Source organism: Pseudomonas sp. A1230 (assembly GCF_044218825.1).
In the GTDB taxonomy this organism is placed as follows: domain Bacteria; phylum Pseudomonadota; class Gammaproteobacteria; order Pseudomonadales; family Pseudomonadaceae; genus Aquipseudomonas; species Aquipseudomonas iridis.
The window spans coordinates 1,813,383-1,830,319 of the sequence record NZ_CP162582.1; the positions used below are offsets into that span (position 1 = coordinate 1,813,383).

Consider the following 16,937-nt stretch of genomic DNA (forward strand, 5'->3'; position numbering starts at 1 on the left):
AGGAGCGATCGTTTCGGTTTAGAGGATCACCGGCGGCATCGTCGTCGGAGGCTCTTCCTTGGGCGGCGGCGTGGTGCCTGGCGGCTCCTGCTCGGGGATCGGTTGCGGCTCGGTTTCAGGAATGGTCGGGTTGTCGATGTTCGGATCTGGCGTTTCCGCCGGGAACGGGTTGTTCATCAGGTAGACCTCCGTGTGGCACATGGCGTGAGAAGTGCTTAAGTGGATTGACCACCTCGCGACGAATTCGATCCGCCGGTTCAAACAGACAAATCGCTGTGAACTTTTCTCGGCCGCGGTCGCTCGGAACCTAAGTGAGTTCATTCCGGGGCAGGTGCTTTGTTGTGAAGACTGAACCGGCACAAGAGCGTCCTTGGGGCGTAAAGGAGAGATGCTCGATGACTGCTGAAAAACCCTCAGAGCTGAGCTATAACCCGCACATGCCGCTATCGCAGGCATTGCTGCTGCCTCGCATCGTTATCGAAGACACTATGCCAACTCTTGATGGCGGCCAGTTCGCCGTGAAGTCGATTGCCGGGCGCGACGTGATCGTTACCAGCAAGGTGTTTGCCGACGGTCACGACAAGCTCGCCGTGCGCATTCGCTGGCGCGAGGAAGGTCAGGAAACCTGGCAAAGCGAAGTCATGTCGGAGCTGGGCAACAACGGCTGGCGTGGCAGTTTCCGCCCGGAACACCAAGGGCGATTCGTGTATTGCGTCGAAGCGTGGATCGACCATTTCGCCAGTTTCCAGTACGAACTGGAAAAGAAACACAACGCCGCCGTCCCGGTTTCGCTGGAGCTGCAAGAAGGTCGCAGCATGGTGCAACACGCCGCCGAGCGCAGTGAAGGTCAGCTCAGCGAACAACTGGCCGCGCTGCACCATGAACTGTCCGGTCTGCTCGAAACCGAGCAGGTCGCGCTGTTTCTGCACTCGCGCAGTGCGCAACTGATGGCCCAGGCGGATCACCGCGCTTACCTCAGTGTCAGCGCTGAATTCCCCATGGATGTCGAGCGCGAACTGGCCGAGTTCGCCAGTTGGTATGAGTTGTTTCCGCGCTCGATCACCGACGATCCCAGCCGTCACGGCACTTTCAATGACGTGCACTCTCGGTTGCCGATGATTCAGGACATGGGTTTCGACGTGCTGTACTTCACGCCGATCCACCCGATTGGCCGCGCCCACCGCAAGGGCCGCAATAATTCCCTGACCGCTGGGCCGGATGATCCCGGCAGCCCGTACGCCATCGGTAGCGAGGAGGGTGGCCACGAGGCGATTCACTCGCAGCTCGGCACGCGTGAGGATTTCCGTCGGCTGGTGGCTGCGGCTGCCGATCATGGTCTGGAAATCGCCCTCGATTTCGCGATCCAGTGTTCCCAGGATCACCCGTGGCTCAAACAGCATCCGGGCTGGTTCAACTGGCGGCCGGACGGCACGATCAAATACGCGGAAAACCCGCCGAAGAAATATCAGGACATCGTCAACGTCGACTTTTATGCGCCGGACGCGATCCCGAGTCTGTGGGTCGAGCTGCGGGACATCGTCATTGGCTGGGTCGAGGAGGGCGTGAAGATCTTTCGCGTCGACAATCCGCACACCAAGCCGCTGCCGTTCTGGCAGTGGCTGATTGCCGATGTGCGGGCGCTGCACCCGGAAGTGATTTTCCTCGCCGAAGCCTTCACCACGCCGGCGATGATGGCGCGCCTGGGCAAGGTTGGTTACACCCAGAGCTACACCTATTTCACCTGGCGCAACACCAAGGCCGAATTGGCCGCGTACTTCACCGAGCTGAACGAATCGCCGTGGCGCGAATGTTATCGACCGAACTTCTTCGTCAATACGCCTGACATCAACCCGGCGTTCCTGCATGAATCCGGGCGCCCGGGCTTTCTGATTCGTGCGGCGCTGGCGACCATGGGGTCGGGCCTGTGGGGCATGTATTCGGGGTTTGAACTGTGCGAGGCGGCGCCGGTACCGGGCAAGGAGGAATACCTCGATTCCGAGAAGTACGAAATCCGCGTCCGCGACTTCAATGCGCCGGGCAACATCATTGCCGAAATTGCCCAGCTCAACCGCATCCGCCGGCAAAACCCCGCGCTGCACACCCATCTGGGCTTGCAGGTCTACAACGCGTGGAACGACAACATTCTGTATTTCGGCAAACGCAGCGCCGATGGCAGCAATTTCATTCTGGTGGCGGTGAGCCTTGATCCGCATAACGTGCAGGAAGCGAATTTCGAGCTTCCGTTGTGGGAAATGGGCCTGCCGGACGATGCGACTACGCACGGCGAAGACTTGATGAACGGGCACCGCTGGGACTGGCATGGCAAGTACCAGTTCATGCGCCTTGATCCGGCGTATCAGCCGTTCGGCATCTGGCGGATCACCGCTACATAAAGCATTGCACAACCCCCCTGTAGGAGCTGCCGAAGGCTGCGATCTGTTGATCTTGCTTCAAAAAAGATCGCAGCCTTCGGCAGCTCCTACAGGTACTCGCACGATCAATTCATGTGCAGAAACGAATTTTTCAGGAGTTTCACATGGCGAAGAAACCCAAGGCAGCCACCTTTATCAAAGACCCGCTCTGGTACAAGGACGCGGTGATTTATCAGGTTCACGTCAAATCGTTTTTCGACTCTAACAACGACGGGATCGGCGACTTTCCCGGCCTGATCGCCAAACTCGATTACATTGCCGAACTCGGCGTCAACACCATCTGGTTGCTGCCGTTCTATCCCTCGCCACGTCGTGATGATGGCTACGACATCGCCGAATATCGCGGCGTGCACAGCGATTACGGCACCATGGCCGATGCCAAGCGTTTCATCGCCGAGGCGCATAAGCGCGGTTTGCGAGTGATCACCGAGCTGGTCATCAACCACACCTCCGACCAGCATCCGTGGTTCCAACGTGCGCGCAAGGCCAAACCCGGTTCGGCGGCGCGAGACTTCTACGTGTGGTCGGACGACGACCAGAAATACGACGGAACGCGGATCATTTTCCTCGACACCGAAAAGTCCAACTGGACCTGGGATCCGGTCGCCGGCCAGTACTTCTGGCACCGTTTCTACTCACACCAGCCGGACCTGAACTTCGACAACCCGCAAGTGATGAAAGCGGTGCTGTCGGTGATGCGCTACTGGCTGGACATGGGCATTGACGGTCTGCGCCTGGACGCGATTCCGTACCTGATCGAACGCGATGGCACCAACAACGAAAACCTTCCGGAAACCCATGACGTCCTCAAGCAGATCCGCGCCGAAATCGACGCCAACTACCCGGACCGCATGCTGCTCGCCGAGGCCAACCAATGGCCGGAAGATACTCAGCTGTATTTCGGTGATACCGACGCCGAAGGCCTGAATGGTGACGAATGCCACATGGCTTTCCACTTCCCGTTGATGCCGCGCATGTACATGGCGCTGGCCCAGGAAGATCGCTTTCCAATCACCGACATTCTGCGCCAGACCCCGGAAATTCCCGCCAACTGTCAGTGGGCGATTTTCCTGCGTAACCACGATGAACTGACGTTGGAAATGGTGACCGACAAGGAACGCGATTACCTGTGGAATTACTACGCGGCTGACCGTCGCGCACGGATCAACCTCGGTATTCGCCGACGTCTGGCGCCGTTGATGGAGCGCGACCGTCGTCGCGTCGAGTTGCTCAACAGCCTGCTGCTGTCGATGCCGGGCACGCCAACCCTGTATTACGGCGATGAGATCGGCATGGGCGACAACATCTACCTCGGTGACCGTGACGGTGTGCGCACGCCGATGCAGTGGTCGATCGACCGTAACGGCGGCTTCTCCCGCGCCGATCCGGCCAGCCTGGTGCTGCCACCGATCATGGACCCGCAATACGGTTATCTGTCCGTCAACGTCGAAACCCAGGCCGGCGACCCGCACTCGCTGCTGAACTGGACGCGGCGCATGCTCGCTGTGCGCAAACAGTCCAAGGCGTTCGGGCGCGGCACGTTGAAAATGCTTTCGCCGAGCAACCGACGGATTCTGGCCTACACCCGCGAATTCACCGATGCCGATGGCAAACACGAGATCATTCTTTGCGTGGCCAACGTGTCGCGCAGTGCTCAGGCGGCGGAACTCGACCTGTCTGCCTACACCGGGATGGTGCCGGTGGAAATGCTCGGCGGTAATGCTTTTCCGCCGATTGGCCAGTTGAATTTCCTCCTGACCCTGGCGCCGTACGGTTTCTACTGGTTCGCCCTGGCGACCGAAAACCAGATGCCGAGCTGGCACGTGGAACCGGTACAGAGCCTGCCGGACTTCACCACGCTCGTGCTGAAAAAACGCATGGAAGAGCTGCTCGAAGCGCCATCCCGCGCGACGCTGGAGCAGAGCATTCTGCCGAGCTGGCTGCAAAACCGTCGCTGGTTCGCCGGCAAGGATGCGGCGATCGAGAAGGTCAATCTGGCTTACGGCGTGCGGTTTGGCGATGCGCAGCAACCCGTGTTGCTCAGCGAAATCGAAGTCACCAGTGGCGGCCAGACCAGCCGTTATCAGCTGCCGTTCGGCTTTATCGCCGAAGATTACGTCGGTCCACCGTTGCCACAGCAATTGGCACTGGCCCGCGTGCGTCGGGTTCGTCAGGTAGGTTTGATCACTGACGCCTTCAGCCTTGAAGGGTTTGTCCATGCGGTGCTGCAAGGCATGCAGAACAACACCGTGCTGGAATCGACCGATGGCGAAATCCGTTTCGCACCGACGGCACATCTGGAAACACTCAACCTGGGTGCCGACTCTGAAGTGCGTTATCTGTCGGCCGAGCAATCCAACAGTTCCGTGGTGATCGGCAACAGCCTGGTGCTTAAGCTGATCCGTAAAGTAGCGTCTGGCGTACACCCGGAACTGGAGATGAGCGCTTACCTGACCGCTGCCGGATTTGCCAATATCTCGCCGCTGCTGGGCTCGGTGATCCGTCGCGACGCCAAGGGCGAAGACAACCTGCTGATGATCGCCCAAGGATATTTGAGCAATCAGGGCGATGCGTGGGAATGGACGCAGAACAATCTCGAACGGGCGTTGCGCGATGAATTGGCCGACTCCATGTCCGAGCAGGATCAGCACTACAACGCTTTGGGCGAGCTGAAGGATTTTGCCGGTATGCTTGGCCAGCGCCTCGGTGAGATGCACCAGTTGCTGGCTGCGCCGACCGACAACGCCGATTTTGCGCCACAGGTGAGTTCGGCCAAGGATATGCAGGCGACCGGCAAGGATGTCGTGGCGCAGGTCGAGCATGCGCTGAAACTCTTGAAGCAACATCAGGGGCAACTCAGTGCTGCGGATCAGAAACTGGTCGCACGGCTACTCGACGAGAAGAAAACCATCCTTGCCCATGTGCAGGATCTGGCGAAAAAAGCCGTCGGTGGTTTGCGTATTCGTGTCCACGGTGACTTGCACCTGGGCCAGGTGCTGGTGATCAAGGGCGATGCTTATCTGATCGATTTCGAGGGTGAGCCAGCGCGACCACTGAGCGAACGTCGTGGCAAGCACAGTCCTTACAAGGATGTCAGCGGAGTGCTGCGTTCTTTCGACTACGCCGCAGCGATGACCATCAACGTGCACAACGTCGATCACAGCTCGGAATCCGAAGACGCTCGCCGTCGGGTGGCGCAGCGGTATCTGCTTGAGGCGCGTGCAGCATTTGTCGAGGCATATCGCCAAGCGACAGCTAGTCTTGATCATGCCTGGCAGGATCCTGAAGGTGCCGACGCCGCGCTTGCGTTGTTCGGTCTGGAGAAGGCGGCCTATGAAGTGGCCTATGAAGCCGAAAATCGCCCCACGTGGCTGCCCGTGCCGTTGCACGGTTTGTATGGGTTATTGACGGGGCTTAAACCCTTTTCCGATCTTGGTGGAGAGTAGTCATGAGTTTCTCGAACAAGGAACAGGGTCACGCTAAAGAAGCGTTACTGCCGTCGGCGAAAGACATCGACGCGCTGGTACGTGCGGAACACCCGGATCCATTTTCCATTCTTGGCCCGCACGGCGATGGCGCTGGCGGGCAGTTCATTCGAGCCTATCTACCCGGTGCGCTAAGCGTTTCCGTGCTGGCCAAGGACAGCGATGAAGAACTCGGCGCGCTGGAGCAAACCGAGACGCCAGGGCTGTTTGTTGGCCACTTCAACGTGGAGCGGCACTATCGCTTGCGCACCCGTTGGGCCGGTGGTGAGCAGGTTGCCGAGGATCCTTACAGCTTCGGGCAGTTGCTTGGCGAAATGGATTTGTATCTGTTCGCCGAAGGCAATCACCGTGACCTCAGTGCCTGCCTCGGCGCACAACTGAAAACGGTTGATGGTGTCGACGGTGTACGTTTCGCGGTTTGGGCGCCGAATGCGCGGCGGGTCTCGGTGGTCGGTGATTTCAACGTCTGGGACGGTCGCCGCCACCCGATGCGCCTGCGCCATCCTTCCGGGGTCTGGGAATTGTTTATCCCGCGCCTGCAAGCGGGGGAGCTTTACAAATACGAGATACTGGGTGCTCACGGGATTCTGCCGCTCAAGGCTGACCCGATGGCGCTGGCCACCAGCCTGCCGCCGGACACCGCGTCGAAAGTCGCCGCGCCATTGCAGGTCAATTGGCAGGATCAGGACTGGATGAACAGCCGCCGCGAGCGGCAGAAACATGCGGCGCCGCTGTCAATCTACGAGCTGCATGCAGGGTCGTGGCAATGCGAGCTGGATGATCTCGGTGAAGTGGCGCGCCAGTACAGCTGGCCGGAACTGGCTGAACGGCTGATTCCGTACGTCAAGGAACTGGGTTTCACCCACATCGAACTGATGCCGATCATGGAGCATCCATTCGGTGGCTCGTGGGGTTATCAACTGCTCTCGCAGTTCGCCCCGAGCGCGCGTTATGGCACGCCGGAACAGTTCGGCGAATTCGTCGATGCCTGCCACCGTGCCGAGATCGGGGTGATCCTCGACTGGGTACCGGCGCACTTTCCAACCGATACCCACGGTCTGGCCCAGTTCGACGGCACGGCGCTGTATGAATACGCCAATCCGCTGGAAGGTTTCCATCAGGATTGGGACACGCTGATCTACAACCTCGGGCGCACCGAAGTACATGGCTACATGCTTGCCTCGGCGCTGCATTGGTTGAAGCATTTTCACATCGACGGACTGCGCGTCGATGCGGTGGCCTCGATGCTTTATCGCGACTATTCGCGCAAGGCTGGCGAATGGGTGCCGAACCGCCATGGCGGACGTGAAAACCTGGAAGCAATCGACTTCCTGCGCCACTTGAACGATGTTGTTGAACTCGAAGCGCCGGGTGCCTTGGTGATCGCCGAGGAGTCCACCGCGTGGCCGGGCGTCAGCCAGAGTACGCAGCAGGGCGGCCTGGGCTTTGCCTATAAATGGAACATGGGCTGGATGCACGATTCGCTGCATTACATTCAGCAGGACCCGGTCTACCGCGCCCATCATCACAACGAGCTGAGTTTTGGTCTGGTTTACGCATGGTCCGAGCGCTTCATCCTGCCGATTTCCCATGATGAAGTGGTGCACGGAAAGCATTCGCTGATCGACAAGATGCCCGGCGACCGCTGGCAGAAGTTCGCCAACCTGCGCGCCTACCTGAGTTTCATGTGGACCCATCCGGGCAAGAAGCTGCTGTTCATGGGTTGCGAGTTTGGTCAGTGGCGCGAGTGGAATCATGATCAACAGCTCGACTGGTATCTGCTGCAGTATTCCGAGCACAAAGGCGTGCAGAAACTGATCGGCGACCTCAATCGCTTGTATCGCGAAGTGCCGGCTCTGCACGATCAGGATGACGCGCCGCAGGGTTTTCAGTGGCTGATCGGTGACGATGCGATCAACAGCGTTTATGCCTGGTTGCGTTGGAGCAAGGACGGCGAGCCCGTGTTGGTGGTGGCTAACTTCACGCCGGTGCCGCGTCAGGCGTATCGCGTTGGCGTGCCGTTTGCCGGGCGCTGGACCGAGCTGCTCAACAGCGACGCCGACACCTACGCCGGTTCCAACTATGGCAACGGCGGCGGGGCGTTTACCGAAGAAGTACCGAGCCACGGCCAGGCGATGTCACTGGAGCTGAACCTGCCGCCGCTGGCGGTGTTGATCTTGCGACCGCAGGGCTAGCCAGGCGCCGCATAACCTGTGGGAGCGGGCTTGCCCGCGATGAGGGCGTGACATTCAACATCACTGTTGCATGATCCAGCGCCATCGCTGGCAAGCCAGCTCCCACAGGGATCTACGGTGATCCGAAGATCACCAACGCATCCGCACCCCAAGGCTGCCTATCAGCCCATTCAAATCATTGTCATCGACGTCACTGCTGTAATCGGCGCTGACGTACAGGCTGACCACGGGTGTCACCCGTGCCACCAGTCCCAGTCCCAATTCCACAGTTGATGACTTGCGACTGCTGCTGATCTTGTCGACCTGGTCCAGGGTCACCGTGCTGCCGGTATACACCGTGTGCCACAGGTTGGTCCGCACATAGGGTTCGACCGGCAAACCGTTCAAGTCATAACTGCCTTTCAACCGTGCGCCGACGCGACCGCTCCAGGAGGTCAGGTCGCTTGACGACGCATTGCCCGAACCTGCTGACGGTGTGTCGAGGGTGATGCGTTGATTGATCAGTTGCGCCTGTGGTTCGACCACCCAGTTTTCGCTCAAGCCAATCGGGTAGCCGCCCTCGACCGAGAAGGTGATCGCGCTGCCTTCGGTGGCTTGCCGCGCACCTTGTTGATTGCGGCTGAAACCACTGACTCGCCCACCGCTGGCCGAGAGGTCGACGTGCCAGCCTTGCGCCCCCGTCAGGCTGTAATAGGCGCCGAGGCTCTGGCCCTCCAGATTCAGGGTGGCGGTGGACGGGGCGGCGAGGGCCCGACTGGTGAGCGGGCCGTTGCCGTTGGCTTGAATCTGGTTGACGCCGCCAATCAAACCGATGGTCTGGGTGGCGCCGCTGCCGCTTTGCAGTGTCAGGATTGCAGGACCTTTTGAATGGCCACCGCCGGGTACTGCGAAACCTGATGACAGCACGTCGATTTGCGCCTGGCGGGAGATTTGGCCGTAGAACCGCTCCCAGGCTCCGGGCGCGAGGTCTTCGGTGATCAGGCGGGAGTCTTGTAGGTCAGGGCGCTGGCTGAAGCGTTGCGGCTCCGGGGTGATCACCGTCGCGGGCAAGGTCATCACCGGGACGTTCTCTCGATACCAAGGGGACGTTTCATCCGCCGCAGAACCGGCCTGCGCCTCCATGGATGAGCACAGCAAGATAGAACTCGATACTGTGCAAAAAGTGATTTTGATCTCGTGTGGGGTGATTGACGTTTTCATGGAGGTCTACCTTGCGGGCGCATGCAGCATCTCGATGTGGCGCCTCTCCTACCCCGAACGAGGGGCGACCGAATGGAGCGAGGCAAACCGTGGGCGCTCGATTTCGCGAGAGTCCGAAGGCTTGCCCCGGTTAGGATTCCGGGGGTAGTAAGGTAGAGATAAGAAGAGTGAAGGGCGCGCGTCAAGAAATTGAACGATGAGCGGTAGTGGCAAATTGTCCGACGCAAGCGTTTGTTTTTCTGCACATAACTAAGTGGTTGTTTGCATGGAAAAACGTAACGAAAGCGCCGGCCCAGAGCATTTTCTTACCGACGGAAGGTTCACCAGCTAATGCGGATCCCGATGTTTCCCGACATGCCGCGCAAGTCATTGCTGTCAATATTGCGGCTGTAATCGGTGCTGGCGTAGACACTCACTGCGCGGTCGAGGGTCAGCACCACACCGAACCCGACATCCGCCGTTGAGGATTTTTGCTCGGTGCTGATCACATCACTGTCGTCGAAAGTCACCGAATCGGTGCCGGAGAACGTATGCCACAGGTTGGCACGCAGATACGGCTCCAGCGGCATACCGCTGACCTGATAGCGACCCTTGAGTCGCGTGCCGAGGCGACTGGTCCAGGCGTCGTCGGAGTCGAACGACACCCGGGAAATGCCATCGTCCTGGCTGTCGAGGGAGATTTTCTGGTGGATGACTTGCACCTGCGGCTCGACTACCCAGGTGTCGTTGAGCGCAAAGGGATAACCGGCTTCCGCCGAGAGCGTCAGCGCATGTCCGCGGTTGTCCAGTTCGACACCGCGGTCGGAATGACTGTCGCCGTCAAAGCGGGTGCCCATCACCACCGTGTCGATGTACCAGCCATACGGATCAGTCAGCGTCCAGTACAAGCCATAACTGTCGCCCTCAAGTTTGACCTTGCCGGCGCTGTTGTTCTGAAAACCTTCGTTGAAGCCGTCGACATCACCTTGCAAGCGGCTATGGCCAACGAAGAAACCGAGACGTTGGGTCTGGCCACCCGAGGTCAGCAAACTGTACAGGTCGTTGCCAACCTGAAAACCATTGAGTGAGCCATCCAGGCGCGGCGTAACGGTGCCGGCCCAGGTCTGATCGAGGTTTTTGCCATAAACCCGACCCCAACCTGCACCGAAGGCGCCGGTCTCGCTGAGCAAGCGCTGATCGCCCTGACGATCATGGAATGTGCCCAGTGCGTTGAGCGTCAACTGCGCCGCAGCGGGTGGCAGCACCGACCAGGTCGGGACTTCCGGACGATAGAGAGGAATCGGCTCGGCGCCCGGCACAGCCGCCGGCAGGACAGGCAGTGCCGGCGCCGCCGGGTTAGGCGCAGGTTCGCCGGGTATGCCAGGTGAGCTGGCAATAGGCGTGATGGCTGCCGCGACGGGGGTGGCCACTACCGGAACCAGAATCGGCGGCAACGCTGGATCGGGGTTCGGCACGCTGATCACCTGCGGCGCAACCACGGCTGAGCGCAAGTACCAACTGTTCTGCGTACCGGCAGTCACGCCGCCCTTGAACAAGTAGTAATCGTAGGCGCCGGCAGACACCGGGCCACTGAGGGTAAACGCGTTATCGGTACTGACCGTGCTGCCCTGCGCCTGCACCAGTTGGATGCCGTTGGCCTGGGTCAGTGCGCCGAGTCCGCCGACGTTGCTGACGCTGATCACCGTGGCACCGCCGAGGCTGCCGTCGTTGACCACCAGTTTGTCACTCGGCGAATCATCGCCAGCCACCACACTTTGCAACAGTAACTGACCGCTGTTGCCGACATAGTTGCCCTGAACCGTGAGCGTGTCGTCGGTGCGGCTGTTGTTGCGGGTGAGGTCAATGGTGCCAGCGTTATTGAACGTCACTGCTTGCCCGGCCACTGCGGGAGCGACAGCCCCTTGCGTCGCGAGCACAACGCTGCTCGCATCGACATTCAGCACGCCACTGCCGGTTCCGGCGTCGCCCAGTACCAGGCTGCTCGAGCCCAGATCCAGTTGCGAACTGTTACTCAGATTGACGGTTTCCCAGTTGATAAACCGCGCGGGCAGGGCTGTGCGCGTATTGTCGAAATTCAGCACATCGGTACCGACACCGCCATTGACGCTGGGAGTCAGCGCGAGAATGCTGTCGTCAAGGTTGCGCAATGTGGCGCTGTCATTGCCGACGTCCATAAGGATTGCCGAGCGGATAATGCCTGCGCCGTCCCACAGCAAGGTGTCGTTGCCTGTGCTGGCGCGGATCTCGCCGCCGATTTCGCCACCGGTCACGGTGATGCTGTCGTTGCCGCCGCTGACACTGACATTGCCCCCAACGCGCCCGCCGGAGACGATGATGGTGTCGGTGTCAAAACCAGTCACCAGGTTGCCGATAATCTGCCCGCCGGACAGATCGAAAATATTTTTGTCGAGCTTCATGTCGACCCGGCCGATGCTGCCGCCGGTCATGCGCGCGACATCGCCGTCCTCGAAAGCACCGACGATGGTACCGCCGGTCATCAGGAGGGTGTCGCGACCGTCGCCCTGAGCCAAAGAGCCTATCGAACCGCCGGACATCACGAAATCATCAATGCCATTGCCTTGGCTGACGGCGCCGGTGATGACGCCGGAGTGTATGTCGACGCGGTCGGCACCATCGCCGAAGGTCACGCTGCCGTTGATCCGGCCTGTGCCATTGGTGGGGAGAGTCAGGCTGTTGTTGCCCGCAAGGTCGGTCAGTGAACCGCTGGTGCCGCTGTCACAGGTGAAGGTGTCGTTACCGGCGCCGGGCGTCAACACGCAGGCGGACCAGGCCGGCGGGCTGACGAGCAGCAGGATGGAAGCGGGCAGCAGTAAAGTCTGTGGCAAAGCCTTCAAAGAATTTATAGATCGCATGTTGGCAATTTCCATGGAGGAACCAGTGGGTATTAATCCTTGGATGGGTGCCTGATCTAAAAAACCTCTGAACTGCTGATGAACTACGTGAGATCTGAACCCTAACGTTATGAAAGTGCTGTCCTTGGCCTTTACAGGTGTAGAAGGTTTTCCCGGCGTCGGACAGCATGTCTGACGAACGGTCCTGCACAATGTAATGTTACAGATGCACTTCAACCGCCAGCGGCAGGTGATCCGACAGGTGCGTCCAGGGCTTGTTGCCAAGGATCTGAGGGTCATGACTGCTGGCGTTGCGCAGGTAGATCCGGTCCAGACGCAACAAAGGAAACCGTGCCGGATACGTCTTGGCCGGGCGACCGTGGTGGCGCTCAAAGGCTTCGTGCAGATAATCACGACGGGCGAGGGCGGCGTTGCCGTGCAACTGCCAATCGTTGAAGTCGCCAGCGATAATCACCGGTGCGTCGTCCGGAAGGGATTCGAGCAACTGGCAGAGCAGTTGCAACTGCAATTGACGATGGCTTTCGAGCAGACTCAAGTGCACGCAGATCGCGTGCACTTCAGCGTGCCCCGGCACATCCAGCACACAGTGCAAGAGGCCACGGCGTTCGGGGCCGGTGATCGAGACGTCGAGGTTGCGGTATTCGCGGATCGGGTATTTCGACAGCAACGCATTGCCGTGATGGCCGTCGGGATAGACCGCGTTGCGCCCGTAGGCGAAATCGCTCCACATGCTGTCGGCGAGAAATTCGTATTGCGACGTTTGCGGCCATTCGTTGTAGCGGTTCGAATGCCGCTCGTGTTCACCCACCACTTCCTGCAAAAACACCAGATCGGCCGAAGTGCTGCGTACCGCTTCACGCAATTCCGGCAGGATGAAACGCCGGTTGAACGCGGTAAAACCCTTGTGGGTATTGACCGTCAGCACCCGCAGACGATGAATGGCGGGTGCGTCGACGAGGTGAGGCTGGGGATCGCTGGACACGGTTACTCCTCTGAATCCTGAGTGCCTGTTCATGCGACTGATGGGTGGGGGCGGCAGTTCCGTCGGAATGCGCACACCCACCGGTGGAGTTGCCCCATTCTGTTGCGAGGGGGATGTGCCGAGGGTTAGCCCGGCAATTCCAGATTATCCAGCACGCGATTCACCGCCAACTCTTCCAGCATGATCAGTTGCGCAATCCCCAACAGCGTCCGGCGTTGTGACGCTGGCACCCGCACTTTTATCGGCCTTCGCTTTTCCACAGCCATCGTTCAGCAGTATCGCTGCCGTACCGGGGGAAGGTGCGGGCGTCGGGTGACGGAACTCCGGATTGATGGCGAAGAGGGGGGGGCGCAGAGCGGTTTATGTGTGTCGTAGCGGACGTAATCCGCTACGACAGTTCGCTCATTTGAATTTCCAGGAGTGGGTATTCAAATCCTTATAGCCACGAGACATCCCATAAGTTGTCGTCTTGAAAATTGCAGATGTATATGCGCTGGCCGTCCTTGCTGAAGGCTACTGCGGAAGGCTTGCGGCCAGCAGGGATGGGGCGAGCATCCAGTGTGTTGGTATCGAATATCGTGGCTTCGTTATTATTTTCAGGCCCGAGACCACACAAGTGTTTTCCATCTGGTGTGATTGCTAACTTTGTTATTTTTAACTTGGTTGGTATGCGGCGTGTAACCTTATTTGTGCGGGTGCTGATTTCGATTAATTCATTTGAATAGTTCCTTGCAACATATAAGAATTCCCAGTCAGGGCTTGCGACCATGTCTGAAGAGTGGTCTCCCGTGTCAATAACGTCAATAAGTCTCAAAGTGCTGGTATCAATTACGCCAACTCCTCCTTTCGTAGCACCTATGTCATTTCGGCTTGTAACATAAACTAGACTGCCTTCGGGATTTATAAGGGTTTTACCCAGGTTCCATCCCACGTCTATTGTTCGGATAGTCTGGCCGTCGGCGATATTAATTACTTCCAGTTTTCCAGGGGGGCTATCGCTGTGAGTGATTGCGCAATAGAATCGGGTGTTGTCAGGGCTTAAAGACAATGATATAGGGACGTGCTTGCGAGTGTAGGTCCGTACGAGTGTCAAGTCAGTTGTATCGTACTCGGCGATGAAGTTTGTCGCACAAACGTAGATTCGCCTGCCGTCTGGGGAGAGTACTGCACTAATGACATAGCCCGGGACCACAGATTTCGTTATTGTCTGTGTCGCGAGATTGATCAGGTTCAGCGATCTATTGCCTGTATAATATGGATCTCCATAACAGCCTACATGGGCGAATGTTCCATCGGGACTGACCGTGATGTACTGTGGATCTTGAATGTGTGTGATTTTCAGTTTGTCTGCCACGGTGAACGTCCGGATTGCCGACTCTGCGCCCGAGCCGTACAAGGCCTTGGCTTTGAAACTGTGCGCGGCCACGCTAAGTTCGTTAACGGCCAGTTCCCAGACGCCGGTGGTCGCATGAACTACGGGCTGCCCCTTGGACGTCGTGCCGTCGAACACTTCAACTTTCTGGCCCTTGGCCGCAGTGCCAGTCAGTGTGACGGCGGTTTCTACGGTAGTGCCACCCTCGGGAATTTCATCCCCGCTCGGCGAGCCTTTGACGGATGTAATTTGCGGCTTCACATCCTCCACAGCCTTGATGGTATAGGTGCGCACCGGGAACGTTACCGCTTTGCTTTTATCGGAACTGCGATCAATGCGTGTTTTTGCGTCGGGGACCAGCGTGGAGAGGTCCAGTTCGGGGATGTCGAGTTCCTTTAAGGTCGGGTTGCTGTTTTCGGGCAGGTCGTTGGCGGACATGGGTGAGGTACTCCGGTCGGTTAGGGACCGGAGTCATTACGCGCTGAATGGGAGGATTGCGCACCTGTCAGATCTGACAGGTGCCGACGAATGGTCATTCGCGCGCGAGTGATAAGTCAGACGAAAACAATCTCATACGGCAATCGCATCCGCTCAAGAATCACCGGTGGCAGCATCGGTGCGATGCCCAGTGCCGGTTCGCCCTTGAGCTGGCTGGCATAAGCGTGGGTGGCGTGGCTTTTGCGGGCGACCGTCCAGGTGTCGAGGCGCAGTTTTCTCGCTCGCTGCCAGGGGATCAATTATCGTGCAGCAGTATCCCCGCCGTACCCGGGGAAGGTGTGGGCGTCGGGTGACGGAACTCCGGATTGGTGGCGAAGAGGGGGGGCGCAGAGCGGTTCATGTGTGTCGTAGCGGACGTAATCCGCTACGACAGCTCGCTCATTTGAATTTCCAGGAGTAGGTATTCAAATCCTTATAGCCACGAGACATCCCATATGTTGCCGTCTTGAGAATTGCAGATGTATAAGCGCTGGCCGTCCTTGCTGAAGGCTACTGCGGAAGGCTTGCGGCCAGCAGGGATGGGGCGAGCATCCAGTGTGTTGGTATCGAATATCGTGGCTTCGTTATTATTTTCACGCCCGAGACCACACAAGTGTTTTCCATCTGGTGTGATTGCTAACTTTGTTATTTTTAACTTGGTTGGTATGCGGCGTGTAACCTTATTTGTGCGGGTGCTGATTTCGATTAATTCATTGTAATACTCCCTTGTAACATATAAGAATTCCCAGTCAGGGCTTGCGACCATGTCTGAAGGGTTGTCTCCCGTGTCTATAACGTCAATAAGTCTCAAAGTGCTGGTATCAATTACGCCAACTCCTCCTTGCACAGTACCTATTCTATTTCGGCATAAAACATAAACTAGACTGCCGTCGGGATTTATAAGGTTTTTACCCAGGTTCCATCCCACGTCTATTGTTCGGATAGTCTGGCCGTCGGCAACATTAATTACCTCCAGTTTTCCAGGGGGTTCAGCGTTGATGTGACTGATTGCGCAATAGAATCGGGTGTTGTCAGGGCTTAAAGACAATGATTTAGCGTGATGCCTGCGAGTGTAGGTCCGTTCGAGTGTCAAGTCAGTTGCATCATACCCGACGATATTGCCCGCACAAACGTAGACTCGCCTGCCGTCTGGGGAGAGTACTGCACTAATGTGATAGCCAAAGTAGTCCGGGACCACAGATTTCGTTATTGTCTGTGTCGCGAGATTGATCAGGTCCAGCGATCTATCACCTGTACGAAATGGCCATTCATAACAGCATACATAGGCGAATGTTCCATCGGGACTGACCGTCATGTACTGTGGATCTTGAATGTGTGTGATTTTCAGTTTGTCTGCCACGGTGAACGTCCGGATTGCCGACTCTGTGCCCGAGCCGTACAAGGCCTTGGCTTTGAAACTGTGCGCGGCCACGCTAAGTTCGTTAACGGCCAGTTCCCAGACGCCGGTGGTCGCATGAACTACGGGCTGCCCCTTGGACGTCGTGCCGTCGAACACTTCAACTTTCTGGCCCTTGGCCGCAGTGCCAGTCAGGGTGACGGCGGTTTCCACGGTAGTGCCACCCTCGGGAATTTCATCCCCGCTCGGCGAGCCTTTGACGGACGTAATTTGCGGCTTCACATCCTCCACAGCCTTGATGGTTTAGGTGCGCACCGGGAACGTTACCGCTTTGCTTTTATCGGAGCTGCTATCAATGCGTGTTTTTGCGTCGGGGACCAGCGTGGAGAGGTCCAGTTCGGGGATGCCGAGTTCCTTTAAGGTCGGGGGGCTGTTTTCGGGCAGGTCGTTGGCGGACATGGGTGAGGTACTCCGGTCGGTTAGGGACCGGAGTCATTACGCGCTGAATGGGAGGATTGCGCACCTGTCAGATCTGACAGGTGCCGACGAATGGTCATTCGCGCG

At 58.3% G+C, this 16,937-nt stretch carries 10 protein-coding genes and 2 pseudogenes; 3 read left to right on the plus strand and 9 right to left on the minus strand.

From position 1 onward, the window contains the following. Positions 1-18: 18 nt before the first annotated feature. Positions 19-177 (minus strand): hypothetical protein, encoded by a 159-nt coding sequence (locus tag AB4P97_RS08725; protein ID WP_164488111.1) that lies wholly within the window; start codon positions 175-177, stop codon positions 19-21. Between the two features lie 218 nt (positions 178-395). On the opposite strand from AB4P97_RS08725, the gene AB4P97_RS08730 reads away from it, so the two are divergent. The 3 genes from AB4P97_RS08730 (at position 396) to glgB (ending at position 8,112) form a co-directional block, all read left to right on the plus strand. After that, positions 396-2,393: an alpha-1,4-glucan--maltose-1-phosphate maltosyltransferase gene (locus AB4P97_RS08730; RefSeq protein WP_395602456.1), complete on the plus strand. Its 1,998-nt coding sequence runs from the start codon at positions 396-398 to the stop codon at positions 2,391-2,393. A gap of 143 nt (positions 2,394-2,536) precedes the next feature. Then, the gene (gene treS / locus AB4P97_RS08735; RefSeq protein ID WP_395602457.1) at positions 2,537-5,878 is read left to right on the plus strand and encodes a maltose alpha-D-glucosyltransferase; all 3,342 of its coding nucleotides are present in this window, start codon (positions 2,537-2,539) and stop codon (positions 5,876-5,878) included. 2 nt (positions 5,879-5,880) lie between these two features. Continuing rightward, positions 5,881-8,112, plus strand: a complete 2,232-nt coding sequence (glgB, locus tag AB4P97_RS08740; protein ID WP_395602458.1) for a 1,4-alpha-glucan branching protein GlgB — start codon at positions 5,881-5,883, stop codon at positions 8,110-8,112. A gap of 129 nt (positions 8,113-8,241) precedes the next feature. On the opposite strand, the gene AB4P97_RS08745 is transcribed toward glgB, so the two are convergent. From AB4P97_RS08745 to AB4P97_RS08780, 8 genes and pseudogenes are all read right to left on the minus strand, one after another. After that, positions 8,242-9,312, minus strand: coding sequence for an autotransporter domain-containing protein (locus AB4P97_RS08745; protein WP_395602459.1), 1,071 nt, complete (start codon positions 9,310-9,312; stop codon positions 8,242-8,244). Between the two features lie 320 nt (positions 9,313-9,632). Next, complete coding sequence (locus AB4P97_RS08750) at positions 9,633-12,185, minus strand: autotransporter outer membrane beta-barrel domain-containing protein (RefSeq protein WP_395602460.1); 2,553 nt, start codon at positions 12,183-12,185, stop codon at positions 9,633-9,635. Positions 12,186-12,384: 199 nt separating this feature from the next. Beyond that, positions 12,385-13,167: an endonuclease/exonuclease/phosphatase family protein gene (locus tag AB4P97_RS08755; protein WP_042558998.1), complete on the minus strand. Its 783-nt coding sequence runs from the start codon at positions 13,165-13,167 to the stop codon at positions 12,385-12,387. Positions 13,168-13,292: 125 nt separating this feature from the next. After that, positions 13,293-13,397, minus strand: a pseudogene (locus AB4P97_RS08760) (DUF6124 family protein); the annotation flags it as partial. A 206-nt stretch (positions 13,398-13,603) separates the two neighbouring features. After that, a complete protein-coding gene (locus AB4P97_RS08765) occupies positions 13,604-14,977 on the minus strand; it encodes a YncE family protein (protein WP_395602461.1) in 1,374 nt (457 codons plus the stop codon). A gap of 116 nt (positions 14,978-15,093) precedes the next feature. After that, positions 15,094-15,276, minus strand: a pseudogene (locus AB4P97_RS08770) (PIG-L family deacetylase); the annotation flags it as partial. Between the two features lie 173 nt (positions 15,277-15,449). Then, entirely contained in the window at positions 15,450-16,655 is a 1,206-nt protein-coding gene (locus AB4P97_RS08775; protein WP_395602462.1) for a YncE family protein, read from the minus strand. 21 nt (positions 16,656-16,676) lie between these two features. After that, entirely contained in the window at positions 16,677-16,832 is a 156-nt protein-coding gene (locus tag AB4P97_RS08780; RefSeq protein ID WP_395602463.1) for a hypothetical protein, read from the minus strand. Positions 16,833-16,937 lie beyond the last annotated feature (105 nt).